Here is a 20,517-nt window from a genome sequence, read left to right on the forward strand (position 1 = left end):
ATGGTCGAAATCAGCGACTACATCGCCGAGAACGGCGTCTCGATCCGCTGGGGGCGACTACTGACCCTCATCTTCGGGGCGAGCATCCTCGCGTACTTCCAGGGCACCATCTCGGCGTTCCTGTCGCTGGTCGACGTCCCACTGGGGCTACTGTCCGGCTTCACCGACTTCCTCGGGACGACGGTCGAAGTCGTCTACGGCCTGCCGGCGGTCATCATCGACCGCGGGTTCGCGGCGGCGATACCGTACGTCGCCGAGGCCGGACTCGCCGGCTACGTCGTGGCGCTGGTGATCGTGCTGGCAACGCTGTATCCGATAGCGTGGGTGGTGTCTCGTGTCCGCTGATGACACCGAGACGCTGTTCACGCTCCAGGCGCCGAAGAGCGTCGCGAAGACGCTGTTTCAGTTTGCATCGAATCCGGTCGCGTTCGTCGGGAGCATCATCTCGGCGTACATCATCAACGCAGTGCTGAACGTCGGCGCCTTCGGCGTGAACACCATTCTGGCGATGTTCGACGTCGTCGCCGGCACGTTCGACGTCATCCGGGTGACGCTGACCAACGCGTTCGGCGCGCTGGGTGTCGATCTCCTCGGTGCGTACTCGGCGGTCCAGCAGGCGATTGCGGGGGTAATAGCCAGCGCTGGATGGGCCGCACCGCTTCTCGCGGTCGGGTTCGCTGCCGTGCTCGTGTACCTCGGCTGGGAGCTGCTGAAACGGCTGCCGGCGATCGCCTGGAAACTGTACATGCTGATTCCCGGGACCTGACCATGAAACGACTCAAGAACCTACTGCTGCACCCGCTGACGACGGTCGCGGTCGTCGTGAGTGCCGTCGGCCAACTCAGTATCGGCTGGGTAGAGCCGGCGTGGGCACTCATCTCGACGACGTCGCCGTACTGGTTCCCGGCGATTGCGACGACGGCGACGACACTCTTGCCCGAGGTCGGCTACGGGTCGGAGGGCACGACGCTGCTGATTGCGGCGGCCATCGTGTTCGTCGCCGTCCAGCTCGACCGCCTCGTCAACCGGGTGCAGACGTTTCTCGACAACAGATGACACGAACTCCACACACTGAACAGTCGTCTCGACACCCCGCACCGAGCGGGCGAACCAACAGCGGACCGGGCGGTGAGCGATAGTGCCAACGATGGACCCGGTGGCCGGCATCGGCGTGTTCGTCGCCATCCTCGGCACGGTGTTCCTCCTTCGGTTCGCCGTCGCATACGCCCGGAGTGAGGACCTCAGCGTCTCGTGGGACCGAACTACGCAGTGGGTGACGGCCATCGCGATGGCTGTCGGTGGCGCCGTGATGATGGGGCTCGTCCAGTTCGGCGACCTCGTCGGCATGGCTATCGAGTTCGTCGTCAGTCACCCGTACTTCGTCTCGAACTTCGCCGTTGGCGGTCTCGGCGCTGGGGCGTTGTCGGGCGTGGTCTCGCTCACCGTGTCCCAGTACGTCGGTATCGCGCTGGCGATCATCAGCCTCGTCTTCCTCGTCGTGGAGGTGGACGAGTATGTCTGACCTCGTCGAGCTCGACGACGTCCGACTGTCGGACCTCTCAATCGGCGGTTGGCTGGGGCTCGCGATTGCTGGCGTCGGCCTGTGGGCCATCGGAAACACAGTGATCGAGTGGGCGATGCTCGGTAGTGACCCGGTCGTCGGCCTCGTCGCTGGTGGATTCTTCACCCTCATCGGCGCCATGCTGGCCTACGACAACGGCCGACCGGAGTGTGAGGCACACTGTGAGGCCTGCGGCGGGCACATCCGGTCGCAGTCGAGTCGTGACGGCGTCAGCGAGTACGTCGAAGTGCACGCCTCGGGCACGCCTCGCCGCGCCCGGCTCGGCCCGCTCTCGGTCGTGACGGAGCGGTGCACGGACCAGTGGACGTACTGCTCGGGCGACTGTGCGGCCGCCGACGCCGAAAGCCGACTCCTCGTCGGCCACGTCGAGACCGAAGCCGTCCAGGCCGCGGAGGTGACCGATGACTAAGCCGTACTCGCTGGCGACGCTGACCCATCCACAGGTCGCGCCGGAAGCGATAGCGACGCTCACCGGCTTCGGAGCGGCGGCATACATCGGCGCGGCGACCGCGTCAGCGGGCCAGTACTCGCTGGCCGGGTTCGCGCTACTCGTTGCGCTGGGCCTGCTGGTGGCGCTGAAGCGGGTCGACAGACGCGCACGAATGCTGGAGGACCTCGACAAGCGATGAATCGGGCGCCCATCGCGCTGCTGGCGCTGGTCGGGCTGCTGGTCCTCTCGCCGGTCGTCGGCGTCGCCGACGCCCAACAGGCGACGAACGAGACGGCCGGCAACGCCAGCGCCAGCGACGAGAGCGGGCTCACCCTCGACGACCTCACGAAGACTGGCCCACGACAGGCGAACTCCCCACCGAGCGTACGGATGGGACAAGACCAGTTCTTCTGGGTCGTCTACTGGCCAGCCAACAACCCCTTCGCCAACCCCGGTGCGACCGACAGCGGCGAGTACCTCCCACCCGGTCACACGGTCGGTCGGAACGCGGTCTATCTCCGCACCTGGACCTACGGCGACCAACAGGAGACCGTGCATGTCGCCTACTGGGAGAAAGGCCAGAAAACGGTCCAGCGGGGCAACACGACCACGACTGTCCCGGTCGCGAGGAACGTCACGCACGTCACGCACGACGTCACGTTCGAGCGAGGCCGGCCCACAGTGAAGATCCCACTTCGCCAGCACGACGAGGCAGTGCGCGTGACGATGTGGATCGAGGGCAAGGAGTACGCGCGATGGGCCAACTTCGGCCACAAGAGTATCGCCACCACCCAGTCGGTGGACATCAACAGCGCCGGTGACTACATCGCCAGCGTCATCGTCGATTTCCTGCTGATCATCGTCATTGGCGGGTTCGCCGTCGGCTGGCTCTGTAAGTGGGCGCTGGACCGTGCAGGAATCGGCCCACAGTACGGCTATCTGCCGTGGGTGTTTGCCCTCTCGCTGGGGACGGGCCTCGGTGGCCTGTTGTTCTACGAGGGGCTGGCGAATCTCGTCGTAAACGCCCAGTACATCGTCTCGTTGTATGTCGTGGGCCTGTTCGGCATCATCCTACTGGAGACGTACACCGAGAACGTCTCGAAGGCCGGATTCGTCCGGCCAACGCTGGAACACGCCGAGTCGCCGACCGGCGACGACGCCTTCGATATCGTCGACGCGGAGGTTCGCGAGGAGAAGATTGTCCGGAAGCCCGACGGGACGGTCTCGGTCGTCACGCCGGGGCTGTTCCCGTTCCTCGCTCGTGTGTTCGGCAAGAGTGCCGAGCTGAAGAACGTCGAGCAACTCCGGACGCGGGTCCCCGTCGACGGTAAGTGGGACGAGATGTTCCTCGTCGACCCCGAATCGCCGGAACTGCTGTTCTACGAGAAGGAGGGCTGGACATTCGACTGGCCGCCCCTGAACCGCGTGCACGCCGGGGAGTGGCTGGCTATCGGCGGCGCCGTTGTGCTGGCGCTAGCGTCGATCCACTTCGGCGTGGCATCGACGCTGGCCGTCGGGACCGTCACGACGGCCGGCCTCCTCGTGTGGCTGGCGACGCCAGTCGACGGCAAAGCCGCGGTGCGACCGGCGCCAGTCCATCTCCGGACCGCGTTCGGGACGATGGTCCAGTACGCCGAGGACGTCGACGACGCGAAACGCTTCGACGAGGTGAAAGCCCAACTCGACAGCGAGCGCATCAGCAAACAGCGCGACGTCGACCGCGAAGTCGCCGACCACGACCGTACCCTCGTCGAGGACATGCTGGACCCGGACGAGAAAGTCCCGGCGGCTGTCGACGACGGTGAGCGGGACGACGAGGTGACCGAGAACCGGCGCGACGGCCCGCCACTCGGGAACGGGGAGGTGGCTGATGACGACTGACGCCACGCCGGACCCGTACCGCCCGGCGCTGGTCACGCTGTCCGAAGACGTTCGCGAACGCGCCGACGAACTCCGTGACGGCCTCTCCTCGGAAGACCGGGTGCTGCGCTGGTTGCAGGAGATGACGATTCGCACTCTCGGCCGGCTGGACCGACGGGTCTACAGTGACCTCACGCGGCAGTTCCGCGGCCAGCAGGGTGTCCTTCTCGGCGCGCTGGTGGTGCCGGCGGAACGTCGCGGCCGAAACCGAGACCTCGCTACCGACACGGCCGAGAGGCTCCGAGAGCGGCTACTGGCGAACTACGTCCTGCCCGCCCACCGGGACGCGTTCCGACACCTTCGGGCCGACGCGACGGAATACGTCGACGCGGCTGGCGACGACGACAGTCACGCACCGGACCGGCAGAAGTTCGTGGCGATGCGACCGGCGCTGACTGAACTCGAACAGTGGCAAGAACGCGTCCTCGACGACCTGTTGGCGGGCTTCAACGAACGTGGTGAGATACTCGACTGGGGCCAGGACGTCCTCCTTGCGACGCACGGCGAACTCGGCAAAGAGTGGGTCACTCGTGTCCACGAGGAGGACTCGACGGTCGAGGTACTGACCGGCGACAGTCCACGACACAAGCGAGCGCGTCGTCTGTTCGCGGCCTACCACGTGCTCCCGCAGTTCCGCGCTGGCGTGCGTGTGCTGAGTGGGCGGGCCGGCGAGGTCGCGGACGAGACCAGCGAGCAGCAGGAGGCGAAATACGCATGAGTTCGATTGAATGGGGAGACGAGAGTCTCGCCGACGACGAAACGACGCGTGAGGTGCTGACACAGTTCGCCGATCCGGTACGGTCGACCGAGCAGGCGACCGGGAACTCCTCGCGGTGGACCGACGCACGACACATGCGAGAGCAGTTCGGTATCCCGCGCTGGAACGCCTCACATTTCGAATACGAGGGCGTCATCCCGAACTGCTGGGAACACTCATGGAACGCAGGCGGTGAGCGCATCGCGGGCGGAACCGACTTTCTCGCCCGCGGCAAGCCCGGCAAGGGCAAGTCCACGCTGGCGAACTACGTCGCCGTCCGGATGATGGGCATCAACGACGAGAAAGTCGTCTGGCGTGGGTCGTCCAGCCGTTCGGAGTGGCTCCCGCTGGCACCGTGGACGGTCCTCTGTCTGCCAGAAGATGTCGAGGTGAGCGCCCGTCTCCAGAGCAAAGATCCGACCGAACCAGCGGTCGTCCTCGACGTGGACCAGCTGGAAGAGATCGTCCGCGAGGTCCGCCGGTACTCCGACCCCGTGGACTTGAACCGGCGCGTGCTGGACGCCGGCACGTTCCACGTCGTCTACCCGGACCCACAACTGCGTGGCTGTCAGGAGATACTCGAACGCGACCCGGAGAAACAGTACGACACGCCACCGAACCGTGAAATGCTGTTCTCCGAGACCGATCCCGCCAGTCACTGGTGGTTCGCCTGGGCGCTCGGCCGTGTCAACCACGGCCCGCACCACTGGACGACGTGGATTTGTGACGAAATAGGCGACATCGCGCCCCAGAGTGCGATGAAAGACCAGTACGGAACACTCCAAAAAATCGAACTGCTGAAAGACATGTGGGTCGACGCCCGGAAGTTCGGACTGTCAATCTTCCTGTTCGGGCACTCCGAGGTCGACATCCACCGGCACATCCGGCACAAAATCCGCTGGCGTATCCAGATGCCAGGGACGGCCAATCCGACGACCGCCAGCGACGTCGTCGGATTCGAATCGGTTCGGATGAATCGGAAGGTCACCGACGAGTACCCCATCGGCAAGGCGTTGATGTACAATGAGACGAACTTCGACACCTTCCGCTGGAAGGACATGCCGGCGGCGACTTCGTACAAACTCAAAATCGAGGTGGGACGATGATTCTGTGCTCGCTTTTTTCGAAAAATCGCTCGGTGACCACCGGGGTCAAGCGACCAGAATCGGCCCGAATCGAGTCGCTCGGCCGGCCGCGATCGCCCCCTAACGCGCGCGCAGTTCAGATGAGAGCGCAGGGGTCCCCCCGCGGGGGCGCAGTTGGAGGTACGCTCGCGTGATGGCTGCCGTCGTCTACGAGCTCGTCCGAGGGCTCCTCGAACTGCTGGCGAGTCACGTCGGCGTCGAGGGCGTCGCCATCGGCGGGCTGGCGGCAGTCGTCGTCGCGCTGTGGTACCTGCGCGAGGCCGCCGACGCGTTCGTGGTCCTCGCTCGGTACTCGCGCGTATTGTCGCTCATCGGGTTCGTCGTGCTGGTGCTGACGGTCGTCGGGACCTGGAGCGGCGTCGTCGACGTCGAGAGTGCGGCGTCGGCGGTTGGACAGTTCGTTAGTCGAGTTTCGGAGGTGCTACACTGAGAATGCAAGACAAAAATAGCAGTCGACGAATTGGACAGTTGCGCCAATTACTGCGGGTCGGGACGGTAGCGCTACTACTCGTGACGGCGACGGTTGCGCCGTTGTACGGGTTCGGCGAACAAGCCTCTCTCGCAGATACCGCGCGCGCCGGGGCGGCCCCACCGGATGACAATGTCGTCTTTATTGGGCAGAACAGTGGATACGTGACGGCTGTTTATGAAAAAAATCGAAGTGTTGCATGGAACGTCTCAGTACATAATGGGAATCAAGTGGCGGCGTTGGAATCATCGGCTGACGACGCATATCTATACAGTGGCGGGAATGACGAGCGCGTGGCAAAAATAGAATCAGAGGATGGGTCGGTTGTTTGGTCAAACTCCCAAATAAACGGGAATGTTGAAGCACTGGCTGTGGACGGCAACGGTCCAATATATGTTGGGACAACGAAAAATTTCGTTTATAAAATATCATCAGACGGCGAGATAATGTGGAACGAGTCTGACGGGAATTATGTCACCGACGTTGCCGTGTCCCCTGACGGGAATGTCGTTTACAGTGGAAATCGGAACAACGAGGTTATAGCCAGAGATACGTCAGATGGCTCCAAAAAATGGACGTATAGTGCCGGGAGCGGGCGGGTTTACAGCGTCGAAACTGGGCCAAACGGAGAATACGTATATTCCACGCACAAGCAGAGCTATTCGTATGTGAGGAAACTTCGCGCTTCTAACGGGTCTAAAATATGGGAATATCAAGACGGCGCAACATACTTCGCAGATTTGACGGTCAACTCGTCAAATTACGTATGGGGCGTTAATTCCGACCAAGAGTTACATGGGTTAGACCCCAGCGGCAGTCAGTTCACGTACGACAGTAATGTCGGGTACAATTCGAGGATAGAACTGACCGAGAGCGAAGAATATCTGTATAATATGGACCGCAATATCGAATTGCGGCACGCATCTAACACGTCTGTCGTCTGGAAAGACATCTCCACTCTGGATTACTTCGGGTCGTTTGAGCCGGGGCGGCTTGTTAGCGCTACATCAACAGTCTCCGGTCGCATCACCGACCCGTCCGGCGACCCACTCTCGGGCGTGACCGTCTCGACGGACACCGGAACATCGACGACGACAAACGCCACGGGCTACTACACGTTGGACCTCGGTGACGGCAACTACACGATTACGGCCGACTCCTCGGAGTACGGAAAGATGTCGCAAGACGTCGAAGTGGCCGGCAGCGCCGTCTCGGGCGTCGACTTCGGCTATGGCTTCGAGATGGAGTTCGGCATCGACGACCGAACAGAGGGCAACCTCTTCGCCGACGATCCGACACTGTACACCGAGCGACCGGGCGGAACGGTCTCGCTCACCTCATTCAACCACAACACGAAGGCATTCGTCGGGCTGGTCGACGGCCGAACGTACAACTTCACGATTATCAGCGACTATCCGGCAGTGTGGGAGACAAAGGGGTTCATCGCCGTCGAGTCGATTCAGCAGGCGACGTTCATCATCAACGCGCCCGAAAGAGCGACCACAGAGACGAACGGGACGGCGACGCCGACGCTGGACGAACGCCTCGACGTCCGGTTCAACGAACTGGAATCCTCGCTGAGCGGCGACGGGACACAAGTCACGTTCGAGTCGCCGGAGCCCGTCGAAGAGTTCGACTACACGATTCGGAACGAGAGCGGCGACCCGGTCTACAACGGCACGCGAGAGTTCGACGAACCGACGCGGTTCTATCAGGGCCAGCTCTCCGATAGCGTGACGAACAACGCCTCGCAGGTCGAGAACCCGACGCTGGACTACGCCGGCGAGTACGCGAACGGGACGGCGTTCAACGGCACGACGGATCTCTCGGGCACGCTCGGCGGTGGCTCCGCGTTCGGCCCGACCGGGACGGGCGGCGGTGGCGGCACGGCGTCGACGGTCGCGGGCGTAGGCCTGCTGGCCGGCGCGGCCGTCCTCGCGTACCGGCGCTTCGGGAACGGCTCGATCGGCCAGACAGTCTCGAACGTTGCACGCCAGCTGGGGCCATGAGCGCCTTCGAGACGCCGCCGGTCCAGTGTCAGCGCTGTGCGTCGGCGGCGTCCCATCCGAACGGCTTGCATCCAGACTGGTGTCCGGCCTGTGGGCGACGGCGTAAATAAATCAATTACTGAATTTGAAATCTTCAATACCTGGAAGGCCATCTGGTGCAAAGTAATCAAACAAGCCGAGTATTGCAGCGTACACCAACCCCATATAACAGAATAAAATAGCGGTTAAACCGTAGGTTAAGAACGTCTCTCCGGGAATTCCAGTGAGAGCACCGCCAATTGCGAACACGCCGAGAAGCACGGGTATAGAGGCTATAGTCGGGAGAGTAAGAGAGATGATGGCTAATTTGACATAGTGTGGCTCAAGAGCTTCTCTGACAGTGATTTCTTGAGTTCCTTCGATTGTAATATCTGGTGGTTTTGGATGGTCAGTCTCTGGATAACTCCACCAATAGATTCGACCCTGACCGAACTGCTTGGATTTGCAAAGCCCGATTTCTTCCAAGGTTTGCAATTTGTCACTCACGGTTTCTCTGCCGTGACTCGTGTCTAGTTCTGACTGAACGTGTCTGCTTGACCAGATGCATTCATCTGGGTGGTCGTACAGTACCGATGCTACCTCTGCAGGGAGCAACTCATCGCCTCTAGTCGATTTTGGATCAGTTTTCAGCTTCGATCGGACCTCTTCTGGCAGATTATCAAATCTCGACATAGCTAATCGCCGGTTGCCGAAAGCGAATCGTGTCTTGTCGAAAGAAGTTCGTGAATAGGCAAAGCTGCGTCTATAATCCGGCTAAATGACCTTCTCAGACGTTTAAACTGATGATGCTATCACAGCATCCGACCAAAAGACGGGTCGTACAGTCTGCAAACCAAGAGGTGAAGAATGATGAGTAGTCTTGCGGAGCTCGCACTAGGGATTGTGATGACACTGCTTCCACTATCAATCTGGATTGCGGTGACGAGTGTTCTTCCCTACAGTCCAGGGCCACTTATGAATTTCATCGCACTGCTGGCGTCTCTGGCACTAGGTCTATTCTTCTATATCCAAACCCAGCAGCAGAAATAAGATAATCAGGGGAGTCTAACCCCTCCGTTTCTCCTGGTTCAACTGGAGTCTGCGGTCAGCAGTGCGGCCGGCGGTGTGTATTTTTGGCCCCATGTCTCCTTAGAGACACGGCCTAAGGGGTGCTGCCCGCTGGATGGGTACGCAACCAATGATCAACTGCCGATGAAACCGAAATAAGTCGGGAAGCGACTCGACCCGAAACGGGGGTTTCGGGGGTCGGCCGCGCCACTACTTATAAAGAATCAGGTCGCTGGATAGTGATGCCTCTCGGCTGTCGGGCGCTACCGGAGGGTTCTGGCCGGGCGCTCGTACTGCGTGCCGTCGATGGCGACCTCGACGACAGCGTCCAGCAGCGTCGCCGGGTCACGACCGTCGGCCTTCCAGGCGCGGATCATCTCCCCGATGACGTCGTCGACGAGTGGCTGGTTCGTCGACTTCAGCTCCGAGAGCACCGTATCAATCCGGACGACTGGGCGCTGCCCCTCGTGGTTGGACGCCTCGAACTCCGCGCCGTACTTCGCGAGCCACCGGTCGAACACCGACGACGCCGACTGCCGGACGTCCATATCGACGATCTGGGCCGCACGCTGCCCGGCGGACTCGATAGCGGACTCGACGGAGTCGACGAGCGCACGAACCTCCTGCCTGAGCTTCTCGCTCACGAACTGGACGTGACCGTTGTCACTCTCCAGGACGTCGGGGATGCGCTGGAGCGCTCGATACACGGTTGATAGCGACGTGCCAGTCGCATCGGCCAGCTTTTCGGCGTGCATCCCGCCATCGGTCGCGAGCGTCTCCGTGATCGCTTCGTCGGCTGGCGTCATATCCCGGAGGCAGGTCACCAGCAGGTGTTCCTGGTCGGCTTCGAGCTGTGGCAGTGGGTCAGCGTGCAGCGGGACCGAGTCATCCGCTTCGCTCGCGTCGAAGTGGTCGTCAGCGACGTAGGTCGTCCCGCCGGCGTCAGTGGGAACTTCTGCCCACGAGAGGACGGACAGGAGCCGTTCGTCGAGTTCGCGGACGATATCGTGCCGGTCGACCCAGTCAACCGAGCCGCTGTCGGTCCGGCCACCGACGAACTTCGCACCGACCTTCGGATGGTACAGCGGATCGCCGGGCTCGAAGTGGTCGGGGTGCTCGGGGAGATAGCTTTTGAGTTGGCCACCGAGGTGGTGGTGCGAGACCAACTCCTCAGCACTGGTCGACCCGTGCCGAACGACGACGTGGTGGCCGCGCTCCTCCTCGTTGTCCCACTTGTGCATCCCCTTCGTCCCGGAGATGTCCGACAGCAACATCGCCAGTCGGTCCATCACACCGCCAGTGCCGATGAGTTTCTCGTTCATCGACCGCGTGATGCGGACGTACCGCTCCAGTGCAGTGACTCGCCCGGCAAACGGTGCGTCGAAGTACCCGTGATACATGCCCACGTCGGCGTCGTTGGCCAGTTCGAAGACAGCCCGAGCGAGATACTGCGGTACCTCGTCGAGTCGCATATTCGATGGCTGACAGTGGATCGAGAGACCCTCATCCGGGTCAGTGTGGTCGAACGCCGTCGTCGTCGGCTCGCCGTCGGAATCGAGCATGTTCGGGTACCGCGGCGAGATGTTGTAGTTGACCTTCCGACGACCACGGCCCTTGATGTTGATATCGAATTCGTAGAGCCGATCGCCACCGACATCATCAGCCGGTCGTGGCGTGAACCCAGATTTCGAGTAGTTGAACCGGATGGTGACGGGTTCGCCGTCGATTTCCGCGTCCATCTCGTGGTAGCCATCGAACTCGTTGATGAGGAGATCCGACAGCGCCCAGTACGGGTCGAGACCATCGTAGTCGACCAGCTCGCTTTCCCCGTCGTCGGTCGGGGCGTAGTAGAGCCAACACTCGACTTCGTGGTTGTGCGGCACGACTTGCGTCACTCCGACGCACCTCCGTCGGTCGCGTACTCACCGAGCGTCGCGGCCTCCGTACTCGGACTCGTCTCGCTGGTGTCGACGCCGTCGGGCGAGTACCCCTCGGTAAGCCGCTCGGCGGCTTCCTCGTCGCGTTCCCGAAGGTCACCAGCAGTGACACCGCCCTCGTCCTCGCAACAGTCACACGGCCGGCGTGGGCCGTGCGGGAGTCGGTCGGGACGCTCGCCATGCAAGCGAAGCCATTCCTCACGCTGGTCCAGCCGGCGCAGCACCGCCTCGCGGGGCTCGTCAAGATCGACTGCCGAGTCGTAGCGGTCGTTCGCCAGCCGCCGCTCGACAGCCTTCCAGATGCGGACCCGCTCGATGGTGTCGATGCCGTCGATGAGCGAGAACACGACCTTCGCCGCGGTCGTGACGTCCCGATCCTCGACGAGACGGACCTGCTGGGGGCCCGTGCCTTCGTGGTCGATCTGGCGCTTCGTCGACCGCGCCATGAGGTCCTGATCCAACCAGCGGGCCGGGTCTTCGCCCAGCCGGTCGGCGAGGTCGGGACAGCGCAACCGCTCGCGGTGGTCTCCCGCCTGCGTCGTCGACGGCATCAGTCATCGGCCTCCGCAGGGGCGCCGATTTCTTGACCGTAATTTTCAAACAGATGCCACCTATCTGGCCGGACATGGCGCCAGTTCAGTTGGTCTGTGACTGTGGATATACTGCCGTTATAATGGCTGAAACGGGCGATACGTTCAGCCAGTGTCCTGAGTGTGGGAATCAGGGGATATCTGAAGGATAGCTCAGGACGTTTTGACCCCAACACAGCCATCTACCGCTCACCCCCGAGAACGCGTCCGAGCACGTGCGGCCAGCCGAGTTTCGCGAGCGTGCCCTCCCGACGGTCGGTCTCGCGCCACCGCCCACGCAGGTGTTCGTCCAGCAGCGACGCAGGAATCACGGCGATCGCGACCAGCACGCGCTCATCGCTGGGCGTCGTCTCGTAGACAGTCAGCGCGTAGTAGTCGGCGCCGTCCAGCAGCGCCGCGTGCTGGCCGTCGTCGCGACCTTTCAGCACCCATCGACCGCGGGACCGACTCGATCCGTCGCTGGTCCAGCGCTTCGCCGCTTTAATCTCGACCCGAGCGCCGACGGGAACGAGCGGCGTGCCACAGAACACGACGGGCACGTCAGCGTTGACGAGCGACGGACAGAGTAGCTCGGTCACGACCGCGTCGTGATGGGCATCGTCGTCTTCGGCGGCCGTCAGCGCGTCGACGGCACCGACGACGAGGGCCTCGACGTCGAGACCGATGGCCTTCGGGTCGGCCAGTTCCGTGGAGCTACTCACGATCCAACCCTCCAGAACCGCGAGAAGTGATCACGACTGGTCCACGGCTTGACGATAGCGGTACCGCCAGCGTAGGCCCACACCGTCGCACCGAGGAGATGCGCGCGAGCGATGGTGCGCTTACTCACCAGCACCACCTCCGATATCGTCGGCCGACCGGAACAGTCGGGACGAGTCCTTCCGCGTCGAGCAACGCGGGCAGAGGTCGTCGTGCTGGAGCGGCCCATCGTCAGGTTGGTCCGGGTGGAGGTACCGCCAGCGCGACCCAATCGGCGTCTCCTCTCCGCAACCGTCGCACTCGAAGGTATCCTGGCCGCCGTCAGTGGCGACCTCCTGGTCGTCGAGGCCGCAGATATCCCGGAGCGACCGATCGCGATGCGCACGTTCCCACGCGTAGGCGCCGTAGAGCCCACCGACGAACCACGACAGCAGACAGTAGGCAAGGACGAGCGTCGCGGCCTCGCCACCCGACGGGTAGAGCGTCACTGCGACCCCTCCCGGTCAGTCGCCGTGTCTGCTGAGCGATTCTCTGCTTTGGATTCCAGCCAGCGGCGGCACTTGTCGATGAGTATCTGCCGCGTGACGCCAGCTTGCTGTTCGCTCTGGACGACCGCGTTCAGATACGGGACGGCCGCACGCGTCAGGTGGCCGTGCCAGTATAGGACCTCGCGCTCGTCGATGAGTTCCTGTAGCGCGTCTTCAACCGGCGGTTTCTGGACTGGCGTAGAGAATTTCCCGGCGTGCTTTACGAGTCGTCGTTTCGAGGTCCAGAGGTCAGCCCCGACGCCCTGTTCACTGTCAGGGTTCGGCTCCGTACGCTCGTCTATCTCGTCGAGCACCCACTCACGTGGGTCGGTCTTCTGCTCAGCACCGCTCGCAGACTGGCCACCGTCGGTCACTGGCCGACCGCCATCGCTACGAGCGAGGTTGTCTCGATTCGCTTGTGCACGAACCCGGTTGGCCTGCCTGGGCTGAATCTCGCACCAGTGGCGCCAGATGAGGAGCCAATCGCGGGTACAGGGCTCGCACATCTCGTAGCGTGACCCGTTCGCGAACCGAGTCACGGTCGTCCGACCGATGGCACCGCAGGACTCGCATTCGTCGTCGTGCGACACCATCTAGACGTCACCTCCTGCACGGTCCCACTCGAACTCGTGGTCGACCGTGACCTCGTCGTTCAGGACTCGCGAGGCGAGCGTCCGGTCGGGATAGTCGTGATTCCCGAACTCACTGGTATCGGCGTCGTCGCCAGTGTCGATACTCCGGTGGAGTTTCGACCGCGTTCGACCAGTCGTCAGGAACGTCTCGACGTCTTTCTCGGCGACCGTATCCCAGCCGTCAGGGAAACACTGGTCACAGAGCTCGTGTCCGTCGACGCCTCGAGAGTCGGCCGATCGGCGGACCCAGTTCCCGTCCGTGAGACACGGCGTCTCCAGCGTAACCGTCACGCCAGACACCCCTGTTCACTCTGGTTATCGACAGACTGCGGCGTGTCGACTCCCGTAAACACAGGGACTCTCGATAACCGGGGTGTTAGTTCCGGGGAGAGCGGAGTGAACTCTAACGAGTTGAGTTCATTACGGCAAGAATCGGGGACCCTCGAAAGAGGGTTTATTTCAGATGGACTCGCCGGGATTTGAACCCGGGGCCTCTTCCTTGCGAAGGAAGCGATCTGCCACTGATCTACGAGCCCGCGTCGTCTGCCACTCGAACGCGGGGTAGTATAAACCCTGCGCGTGAGGGCGACCTTCGATAGCGATTCACACGGTATGTGGGGTGTGTCCCGGCGTGCGATTCGGGGCGGGTGCCGTCTCGAAGCGGGAGACCGGAGTGGTCTAGTCTTCGAGGACGATCTCGATGGAGACGTCGTTGGGCACCTGGATGCGCATCAGCTGGCGCAGCGCCCGTTCGTCGGCGTCGATGTCGATGAGCCGCTTGTGGACCCGCATCTCCCAGTGTTCCCACGTGGCCGTCCCCTCACCGTCGGGGGACTTCCGGGTGGGAACCTCCAGCGTCTTCGTCGGGAGCGGGACGGGACCGGACAGTTCGACGCCGGTCTTCTCCGCGATCTCCCGCACGTCGGCGCAGATGTCGTCGAGGTCCTCGGGGCTCGTACCCGCGAGCCGAACGCGTGCCTGCTGGGACATGTGTTATCGCTCGTTGACGCTGAGGACCTTCCCAGCGGCGATGGTCTGGCCCATGTCGCGGATGGCGAACGAACCGAGCTCCGGAATCTCGGAGGACGGCTCGATGCTGAGCGGCTTCTGGGGTCGGACCGTGACGACTGCGGCGTCGCCGTTCTGGATGAAGTCCGGGTTCTCCTCTGCGACCTCGCCGGAGGACGGGTCGATCTTCTTGTCGATGGACTCGACAGTACAGGCGACCTGTGCGGTGTGGGCGTGGAAGACCGGCGTGTACCCCTCGGTGATGACCGACGGGTGCTGCATCACGACGATCTGGGCCTGGAAGGTCTCGGCGACCGACGGCGGGTCGTCGGCGGGACCACAGACGTCACCGCGGCGGATGTCGTCCTTGCCGACGCCACGGACGTTGAACCCGACGTTGTCACCGGGCTCGGCCTTCGGGACTTCCTCGTGGTGCATCTCGACGGTCTTGACCTCACCGGAGACGTCGGACGGCTGGAAGCTGACGTTGTCGCCGGTGTTGAGGATACCCGTCTCGACACGGCCGACCGGGACCGTACCGATGCCGGAGATGGTGTAGACGTCCTGGATCGGCAGGCGGAGCGGCGCGTCCGTCGGCGGCTCCGGAGCCGGCAGGTTGTTGAGGGCGGTCAGCAGGATGTCGCCGTCGTACCAGTCCGTGTTGTCGGACTCCTCGGCGATGTTGTCGCCCTCGAAGGCCGAGATGGGGATGAACGAGGCGTTCTCCGTGTCGAAGCGGACCTGGTTGAGGAGGTCCTTGACCTCTTCGACGGTCTGCTTGTAGTCGGACTCGCTGTAGTCGACGAGGTCCATCTTGTTGACGGCGACGATGAGTTCGCCGATGCCCAGCGTGCGGGCCAGGAAGACGTGCTCCTGGGTCTGCGGCTGGACGCCGTCGTCGGCGGCGACGACGAGGACGGCGTTGTCGGCCTGGCTCGCGCCCGTGATCATGTTCTTCACGAAGTCGCGGTGGCCCGGACAGTCGACGATGGTGAAGTCGTAGGCGTCCGTGCTGAACTCCTGGTGGGCGATGTCGATGGTGACACCACGCTCTCGCTCTTCGGCGAGGTTGTCCATGACGTAGGCGAACTCGAAGCCGCCCTTGCCCTTCTCCTCGGCCTCTTCCTTGTGCTGTTCGATGACGTGCTCCGGTACCGATCCTGTCTCGTAGAGGAGTCGGCCGACGAGCGTGCTCTTCCCGTGGTCAACGTGGCCGATGATGGCCAGGTTCTGGTGTTGTTCGTCGCTCATTGTTATTTCTCACGCGCAGGGGCGCTATATCGGAGTCTTTGGCCGGTGGTTCATAAAACGATTTCGAAAGCAATCGCGGGCGAGAACCGCGCTGTCTGGCGATTTGGGACGCGGTGTCACGCGACGGGGGCCGGACACACCGGCAGAAAGTGCCTACAGTTCGGGGAGGCGGCCCACGTCGGCGAGGACGGCGCTGGCCGTCTCGGGGCCGCCGGCACCGCGGCCGGAGATGTTGAGGCGGCCGGCGTGTTCGGTCTCCAGCTGGACGATGTTACGCGTCCCCGTGGGGGCGAGCGGCGCGTTCTCGGGGACGAGTCGGGGGCCGACCCGGACTTCGCCGTCGGCCACCTCGGCGATGAGGCGCACCGTCCGGCCGTCCTCGGCGGCGAGTTCGAGCGCGCTCCCCTGGATGTCCTCGATACCCTCGACGTCGGCGTCCTCGAGCGTGTACTCGCGGCCGTCGTCCGAGAGGACGTTGGCGACGATGACGCCCTTGAGCGCGGCGTCGGTGCCGTCCACGTCGAAGGTCGGGTCGGCCTCGGCCACGCCGAGGTCCTGGGCCTCCGCGAGGACGTGTTCGTACCCGAGGCCCTCGGCGCTCATCCGCGAGAGGATGAAGTTCGCGGTGCCGTTGAGCACGCCCCGGACCGCGTCGATGTGTTCGGGGTCGAAGTCGTCGATGGTCGAGAGCACCGGCATCGCACCGCCGACGGTGGCCTCGAACAGCACCGTCCCCTCGCTCGCCCGCTCGAGGGCGCGCACGTCGGCGTACCGTTCGGCGACGGGCCCCTTGTTCGCGAGGACGACGTGCCGGTCCCGTTCCAGCGCGGCCTCGACGTGACCGAAGCCGGGTTGGGCGTCGCCGAGCGTCGTGGGCGTCGCCTCGACGAGGACGTCGTACTCGCCCTCGAGGGCGTCGGCCGGGTCGGCGTCGCCGACGACGCCGTCGGTCGCTTTGCGGTCGATGGCGCCCGCCACGTCGATGCCGTCGGGGTCGACGGCGGCGCTCTGTGAGTCCGCGTAAGCCGTGACCGTGTGGCCGTAGTCGGCCGCCAGTTCGGCGACCGAGGAGCCGACGGCGCCGGCCCCGAGGACGGCGAGCCTCATAGGTCACCTCCGGCCGCGAGGGGTTCGATGACGCGGAGCTCCTTCTCCGCCGCGAGGGCGCGTACCGTCTCCATCACGCCGTCGGCGGCGCCCTGTTCGGTCGCCAACCGGATGCGCGCGCTGGAGGCGTCCTCGGTCCCCTCGGGAGCGGACAGCGAGAGGTCGGTCACCGTGGCGTTCGTCGACTCCTGGATGCGCGAGAGCGTATCCGAGAGGTCGGAGTCGATGAGGTGCCCCGAGAGGACCACGGTCAGCGTCTCGCTGTACCGCTCGGCGCCGGCCTGGATGACGTTGATACCGGCGTCGCGGACGGCGTCGACGATGGCCTCGAACCGCTCGGGGGTCGCCTCTAGGTCGACCTCCACGGGGATGTGCCCGCGGGGCGTGACGTTGCCCCGCTCGTGGAAGATAGAGAGGAGGTTCCCGCCGTTGTTGGCGATGGGTTCGAGCGCCCGGAGCAGCTCGCCCGGTTCGTCGACCAGTTCGAGCCGCAGTGTGTAGGACCGAACCTCGTCGGTCGAGTCGCTCATCGCCCGCTCACCTCCTGTGGAGTAGTGCCGCTCATTGTGGGAGACTCAGCAGGGGCACGTATAAGAAACCGTCCGTTTAGTCGGCGCCGTCAGGGGAGGTATCGGTCGTAGATGTCGTCTATCAGCTCGTTGAACTGCTCGCCGCGAGGGGACCCCCACGGGTTCCGGGAGAAGTAGTAGATGGCCGCGAACAGCGTCGCAATCCAGAGCGCGACGGCCGGCGGGACGACGAGTTCCCAGAGGAAAACCGACGTGCCGGCGACGAACGTGGCGACGAGGAGGTCGACGATCTGGTGGAGTCGGCTCGACATACACGTGGGTTAGCCGTGCACCGGCCTAAGCGTGGGGGCTCGTCGGCACACGTCCTCCGCGGCGGACGGGTCGCGACACGACGCCGTCGGTGGGTGTCGATACGACAGGAGATGAGGAGAGAAATCGCGGACCGCGCCCGGTGGCGCGGCCGTCGGGCGGACGGCTTAGAAGTAGTCGATGGCGGCGGGCAGTTCCGTCTTCATGCCCTTGCGCTCCCGGATCTCGGTGATCTTCTCGGGCTGGAGGTTGTCGGCCATGACCTGGAAGCCGGCGTTCTCCGTGTTCCAGGAGGCACGACCCTCGGTGGCCGAGCGGATGTCGGAGGAGAACCCGATCATCTCGTCGACGGGCGCGACGCCCTCGACGACCATCAGGTCCCCTTCCTGGTACATGTCGTCGACGCGGCCACGGCGACCCTGAATCTCGCCGGAGGCCGCGCCCATGTGTTCGTTGGGCACGTCGATGCGGACCTGCTGGATGGGCTCCAGCAGCTTGATGTCCGCGTCGATGAGCGCGTTGTGGACGGCCTCACGCACGGCCGGGATGACCTGGGCCGGACCGCGGTGGATGGCGTCCTCGTGGAGACGGGCGTCGTGGAGGCGCAGGAGCGACCCCTGGACCGGCTCCGCGGCGAGGGGGCCGTCGTCGAGGGCCTCTTCGAGCCCCTCGATGACCAGCTCCATCGTCTCGTTGAGGTGCTGGATACCCTTCGTCTCGTCGAGGAGGATGTTGGTCCCGTGGATGTGCTCGATGTTCTGGGAGTCGTCCTTGTCCATGCCGGCCTCCTGCAGCGCCTCGCGGCGCTCCAGTTCGGGCATGTCCATCGAGGCCTCGCCGAGCTTGATCGTCTCGACGATGTCGTCGCTGAGCGGTTCGACGGTGATGTAGAACCGGTTGTGGTTGTTCGGCGAGCGGCCCTCGACCTCGCGGGACTCGCTCTGGGGGGCCTCGCGGTAGACGACGATGGGTTCGCCAGTGTTGATGGGGATGCCCTGGTTGCGCTCGATGCGCTGGCCGATGACCTCCAGGTGGAGCTCACCCTGCCCGGAGATGAGGTGTTCGCCGGTGTCCTCGTTGATCTCGATCTGGATGGTCGGGTCCTCCTTCGCGACCTGCTGGAGCGTCTGGATGAGCTTCGGCAGGTCGTCCATGTTCTGTGCCTCGACGGACTTCGTGATGACCGGCTCCGAGATGTGCTCGATGGACTCGAAGGGGGTCATCTCGACGCTACTGACCGTGGAGCCGGCGATGGCGTCCTTCAGACCGGTGACGGCGGCGATGTTGCCGGCGGGTACCCGGTCGACCTCCTCGCGCTCGCCACCCATGTAGATGCCGACGCTCTGGATGCGGTTCTTGCCCGCGGTCCCGGAGACGTACAGCTCCTGGCCCTTCTCCAGCGTGCCGGAGAAGACGCGGCCGGCGGCGATCTCGCCGGCGTGTGGGTCGACGCCGATGTCGGTGACCATCAGGACGACCTCGCCGTCCTCGTCGACCAGTCGCATCTGCTCGGCGAGTTCGGACTCGTCGTCGCCACGCCAGATACGGGGGATGCGCATCGGCTGGGCGTCGACGGGGTTCGGGAAGTGCTCACAGACCATGTCGAGCACGACGTCCGACAGCGGCGTGCGCTCGTGGAGCTCCTGGCGCTTGTCGGCGCGTTCGAGTTCCATGATCTCGCCGAAGTCCATGCCGGTGCGCTGCATCGACGGCATCGAGACCCCCCACTTGTAGAGGGCGGACCCGAAGCCGACGGTGCCCTCCTCGACGGAGACGGTCCAGTCCTCGACGTCGTCCATCTCCTCGGTCATCCCGCGGATGAGGTCGTTGACGTCCTGGATGACCGAGAGCAGACGCTGCTGCATCTCCTCGGGGCCCTCCTGGAGCTCGGAGATGAGGCGGTCGACCTTGTTGATGAACAGCGTGGGTTTGACGCCCTCGCGCAGTGCCTGACGCAGCACCGTCTCCGTCTGGGGCATGGCGCCCTCGACGGCGTCGACCACCACGAGCGCACCGTCGACGGCACGCATCGCGCGGGTCACGTCCCCGCCGAAGTCGACGTGGCCGGGGGTGTCGATGAGGTTGATGAGGTGGTTCGTCCCCTCGTACTCGTGGGTCATGGAGACGTTCGCTGCGTCGATGGTGATACCGCGTTCCTGCTCGTCCTCCTCCGTGTCCATGGCCAGCTGCTGACCGGCCGTGTCGTCGGAGATCATGCCCGCACCGGCGAGCAGATTGTCCGTCAGCGTCGTCTTGCCGTGGTCGACGTGAGCGGCGATGGCGATGTTCCGGATGTGCTCCGGGTCGTCCATCAGTGTCTCACATTCTTGAACGATTTTCTTGCGTCGGCCCATTATACAGAAGCGTATCCACAGGAGGGTCAAAAGGATAGTGTTTCCGTGTGAGCGTGCTATTCGCACGCGAACGTCCCACTCGGGAGACGGCAGTCCCGTCGACCCACCGGTCGCGACGCCGGCCGGGCGCCGACGGGGCGAATCGCCCGCAAGAGCCATACGTCCGCACGGCGTG

At 63.8% G+C, this 20,517-nt stretch carries 25 protein-coding genes and 1 tRNA gene; 11 read left to right on the forward strand and 15 right to left on the reverse strand.

Annotation, left to right across the window (positions count from 1 at the left end):
- From ACV7GQ_RS14045 to ACV7GQ_RS14095, 11 genes are all read left to right on the forward strand, one after another.
- Positions 1-345, forward strand: coding sequence for a hypothetical protein (locus ACV7GQ_RS14045; protein ID WP_470310852.1), 345 nt, complete (start codon positions 1-3; stop codon positions 343-345).
- The gene (locus ACV7GQ_RS14050) at positions 335-766 is read left to right on the forward strand and encodes a hypothetical protein (protein ID WP_470310853.1); all 432 of its coding nucleotides are present in this window, start codon (positions 335-337) and stop codon (positions 764-766) included. Before ACV7GQ_RS14045 ends, ACV7GQ_RS14050 begins: the two co-directional genes overlap by 11 nt.
- A gap of 2 nt (positions 767-768) precedes the next feature.
- Positions 769-1,056, forward strand: a complete 288-nt coding sequence (locus ACV7GQ_RS14055) for a hypothetical protein (protein WP_470310854.1) — start codon at positions 769-771, stop codon at positions 1,054-1,056.
- An 82-nt stretch (positions 1,057-1,138) separates the two neighbouring features.
- On the forward strand, positions 1,139-1,522 hold the full coding sequence (locus tag ACV7GQ_RS14060; protein WP_470310855.1) for a hypothetical protein: 384 nt from the start codon (positions 1,139-1,141) through the stop codon (positions 1,520-1,522).
- Positions 1,515-1,991, forward strand: a complete 477-nt coding sequence (locus ACV7GQ_RS14065) for a hypothetical protein (protein WP_470310856.1) — start codon at positions 1,515-1,517, stop codon at positions 1,989-1,991. Before ACV7GQ_RS14060 ends, ACV7GQ_RS14065 begins: the two co-directional genes overlap by 8 nt.
- Positions 1,984-2,211 carry a hypothetical protein gene (locus ACV7GQ_RS14070; protein ID WP_470310857.1) on the forward strand — a complete coding sequence of 76 codons (228 nt, stop codon included), beginning with the start codon at positions 1,984-1,986 and terminating at the stop codon, positions 2,209-2,211. Before ACV7GQ_RS14065 ends, ACV7GQ_RS14070 begins: the two co-directional genes overlap by 8 nt.
- On the forward strand, positions 2,208-3,893 hold the full coding sequence (locus ACV7GQ_RS14075) for a hypothetical protein (protein ID WP_470310858.1): 1,686 nt from the start codon (positions 2,208-2,210) through the stop codon (positions 3,891-3,893). The genes ACV7GQ_RS14070 and ACV7GQ_RS14075 overlap by 4 nt, the downstream gene beginning before the upstream one ends.
- A complete protein-coding gene (locus ACV7GQ_RS14080; protein WP_470310859.1) occupies positions 3,883-4,650 on the forward strand; it encodes a hypothetical protein in 768 nt (255 codons plus the stop codon). Before ACV7GQ_RS14075 ends, ACV7GQ_RS14080 begins: the two co-directional genes overlap by 11 nt.
- Positions 4,647-5,795 carry an ATP-binding protein gene (locus tag ACV7GQ_RS14085; RefSeq protein ID WP_470310860.1) on the forward strand — a complete coding sequence of 383 codons (1,149 nt, stop codon included), beginning with the start codon at positions 4,647-4,649 and terminating at the stop codon, positions 5,793-5,795. Before ACV7GQ_RS14080 ends, ACV7GQ_RS14085 begins: the two co-directional genes overlap by 4 nt.
- A gap of 172 nt (positions 5,796-5,967) precedes the next feature.
- Positions 5,968-6,264: a hypothetical protein gene (locus ACV7GQ_RS14090; protein ID WP_470310861.1), complete on the forward strand. Its 297-nt coding sequence runs from the start codon at positions 5,968-5,970 to the stop codon at positions 6,262-6,264.
- A gap of 2 nt (positions 6,265-6,266) precedes the next feature.
- Complete coding sequence (locus ACV7GQ_RS14095) at positions 6,267-8,312, forward strand: outer membrane protein assembly factor BamB family protein (protein WP_470310862.1); 2,046 nt, start codon at positions 6,267-6,269, stop codon at positions 8,310-8,312.
- A gap of 111 nt (positions 8,313-8,423) precedes the next feature.
- Here ACV7GQ_RS14095 and ACV7GQ_RS14100 read toward each other — a convergent pair whose 3' ends face one another.
- From ACV7GQ_RS14100 to ACV7GQ_RS14170, 15 genes are all read right to left on the reverse strand, one after another.
- Positions 8,424-9,023 (reverse strand): hypothetical protein, encoded by a 600-nt coding sequence (locus ACV7GQ_RS14100; RefSeq protein WP_470310863.1) that lies wholly within the window; start codon positions 9,021-9,023, stop codon positions 8,424-8,426.
- Positions 9,024-9,661: 638 nt separating this feature from the next.
- Positions 9,662-11,293 (reverse strand): DUF7845 domain-containing protein, encoded by a 1,632-nt coding sequence (locus tag ACV7GQ_RS14105; RefSeq protein WP_470310864.1) that lies wholly within the window; start codon positions 11,291-11,293, stop codon positions 9,662-9,664.
- A complete protein-coding gene (locus tag ACV7GQ_RS14110; RefSeq protein WP_470310865.1) occupies positions 11,290-11,886 on the reverse strand; it encodes a hypothetical protein in 597 nt (198 codons plus the stop codon). The genes ACV7GQ_RS14105 and ACV7GQ_RS14110 overlap by 4 nt, the downstream gene beginning before the upstream one ends.
- Before the next feature lie 221 nt (positions 11,887-12,107).
- Entirely contained in the window at positions 12,108-12,626 is a 519-nt protein-coding gene (locus ACV7GQ_RS14115) for a PD-(D/E)XK family putative nuclease (protein WP_470310866.1), read from the reverse strand.
- Entirely contained in the window at positions 12,623-12,754 is a 132-nt protein-coding gene (locus ACV7GQ_RS14120; protein ID WP_470310867.1) for a hypothetical protein, read from the reverse strand. The genes ACV7GQ_RS14115 and ACV7GQ_RS14120 overlap by 4 nt, the downstream gene beginning before the upstream one ends.
- Positions 12,747-13,112: a hypothetical protein gene (locus ACV7GQ_RS14125; RefSeq protein ID WP_470310868.1), complete on the reverse strand. Its 366-nt coding sequence runs from the start codon at positions 13,110-13,112 to the stop codon at positions 12,747-12,749. Before ACV7GQ_RS14125 ends, ACV7GQ_RS14120 begins: the two co-directional genes overlap by 8 nt.
- Positions 13,109-13,525: a hypothetical protein gene (locus tag ACV7GQ_RS14130; protein ID WP_470310869.1), complete on the reverse strand. Its 417-nt coding sequence runs from the start codon at positions 13,523-13,525 to the stop codon at positions 13,109-13,111. The genes ACV7GQ_RS14125 and ACV7GQ_RS14130 overlap by 4 nt, the downstream gene beginning before the upstream one ends.
- A 219-nt stretch (positions 13,526-13,744) precedes the next feature.
- Positions 13,745-14,074: a hypothetical protein gene (locus ACV7GQ_RS14135; protein ID WP_470310870.1), complete on the reverse strand. Its 330-nt coding sequence runs from the start codon at positions 14,072-14,074 to the stop codon at positions 13,745-13,747.
- A 173-nt stretch (positions 14,075-14,247) separates the two neighbouring features.
- A tRNA-Ala gene (locus ACV7GQ_RS14140) sits at positions 14,248-14,319 on the reverse strand.
- Positions 14,320-14,461: 142 nt separating this feature from the next.
- Positions 14,462-14,773 carry a 30S ribosomal protein S10 gene (gene rpsJ, locus ACV7GQ_RS14145; RefSeq protein ID WP_135305362.1) on the reverse strand — a complete coding sequence of 104 codons (312 nt, stop codon included), beginning with the start codon at positions 14,771-14,773 and terminating at the stop codon, positions 14,462-14,464.
- 3 nt (positions 14,774-14,776) lie between these two features.
- Entirely contained in the window at positions 14,777-16,042 is a 1,266-nt protein-coding gene (tuf, locus tag ACV7GQ_RS14150) for a translation elongation factor EF-1 subunit alpha (protein ID WP_470310871.1), read from the reverse strand.
- A gap of 153 nt (positions 16,043-16,195) precedes the next feature.
- A complete protein-coding gene (locus tag ACV7GQ_RS14155; protein ID WP_470310872.1) occupies positions 16,196-17,149 on the reverse strand; it encodes a homoserine dehydrogenase in 954 nt (317 codons plus the stop codon).
- Positions 17,146-17,679 carry an amino acid-binding protein gene (locus tag ACV7GQ_RS14160; protein ID WP_470310873.1) on the reverse strand — a complete coding sequence of 178 codons (534 nt, stop codon included), beginning with the start codon at positions 17,677-17,679 and terminating at the stop codon, positions 17,146-17,148. Before ACV7GQ_RS14160 ends, ACV7GQ_RS14155 begins: the two co-directional genes overlap by 4 nt.
- 89 nt (positions 17,680-17,768) lie before the next feature.
- On the reverse strand, positions 17,769-17,990 hold the full coding sequence (locus ACV7GQ_RS14165) for a hypothetical protein (protein WP_470310874.1): 222 nt from the start codon (positions 17,988-17,990) through the stop codon (positions 17,769-17,771).
- A gap of 165 nt (positions 17,991-18,155) precedes the next feature.
- Positions 18,156-20,342: an elongation factor EF-2 gene (locus ACV7GQ_RS14170; RefSeq protein ID WP_470310875.1), complete on the reverse strand. Its 2,187-nt coding sequence runs from the start codon at positions 20,340-20,342 to the stop codon at positions 18,156-18,158.
- Positions 20,343-20,517: the final 175 nt, after the last annotated feature.

The organism is Haloarcula sp. MBLA0163 (genome assembly GCF_055632435.1).

Excerpts from the sequence above, each read along its gene's own strand:
- ACV7GQ_RS14045 (WP_470310852.1), top strand. The coding sequence starts at position 1 with ATGGTCGAAATCAGCGACTACATCGCCGAGAACGGCGTCTCGATCCGC.
- ACV7GQ_RS14165 (WP_470310874.1), bottom strand. The coding sequence starts at position 17,990 with ATGTCGAGCCGACTCCACCAGATCGTCGACCTCCTCGTCGCCACGTTC.
- ACV7GQ_RS14100 (WP_470310863.1), bottom strand. The coding sequence starts at position 9,023 with ATGTCGAGATTTGATAATCTGCCAGAAGAGGTCCGATCGAAGCTGAAA.
- ACV7GQ_RS14160 (WP_470310873.1), bottom strand. The coding sequence starts at position 17,679 with ATGAGCGACTCGACCGACGAGGTTCGGTCCTACACACTGCGGCTCGAA.
- rpsJ (WP_135305362.1), bottom strand. The coding sequence starts at position 14,773 with ATGTCCCAGCAGGCACGCGTTCGGCTCGCGGGTACGAGCCCCGAGGAC.
- ACV7GQ_RS14110 (WP_470310865.1), bottom strand. The coding sequence starts at position 11,886 with ATGCCGTCGACGACGCAGGCGGGAGACCACCGCGAGCGGTTGCGCTGT.
- ACV7GQ_RS14070 (WP_470310857.1), top strand. The coding sequence starts at position 1,984 with ATGACTAAGCCGTACTCGCTGGCGACGCTGACCCATCCACAGGTCGCG.
- ACV7GQ_RS14090 (WP_470310861.1), top strand. The coding sequence starts at position 5,968 with ATGGCTGCCGTCGTCTACGAGCTCGTCCGAGGGCTCCTCGAACTGCTG.
- ACV7GQ_RS14085 (WP_470310860.1), top strand. The coding sequence starts at position 4,647 with ATGAGTTCGATTGAATGGGGAGACGAGAGTCTCGCCGACGACGAAACG.
- ACV7GQ_RS14075 (WP_470310858.1), top strand. The coding sequence starts at position 2,208 with ATGAATCGGGCGCCCATCGCGCTGCTGGCGCTGGTCGGGCTGCTGGTC.
- ACV7GQ_RS14095 (WP_470310862.1), top strand. The coding sequence starts at position 6,267 with ATGCAAGACAAAAATAGCAGTCGACGAATTGGACAGTTGCGCCAATTA.
- tuf (WP_470310871.1), bottom strand. The coding sequence starts at position 16,042 with ATGAGCGACGAACAACACCAGAACCTGGCCATCATCGGCCACGTTGAC.
- ACV7GQ_RS14055 (WP_470310854.1), top strand. The coding sequence starts at position 769 with ATGAAACGACTCAAGAACCTACTGCTGCACCCGCTGACGACGGTCGCG.
- ACV7GQ_RS14170 (WP_470310875.1), bottom strand. The coding sequence starts at position 20,342 with ATGGGCCGACGCAAGAAAATCGTTCAAGAATGTGAGACACTGATGGAC.
- ACV7GQ_RS14155 (WP_470310872.1), bottom strand. The coding sequence starts at position 17,149 with ATGAGGCTCGCCGTCCTCGGGGCCGGCGCCGTCGGCTCCTCGGTCGCC.
- ACV7GQ_RS14080 (WP_470310859.1), top strand. The coding sequence starts at position 3,883 with ATGACGACTGACGCCACGCCGGACCCGTACCGCCCGGCGCTGGTCACG.
- ACV7GQ_RS14065 (WP_470310856.1), top strand. The coding sequence starts at position 1,515 with ATGTCTGACCTCGTCGAGCTCGACGACGTCCGACTGTCGGACCTCTCA.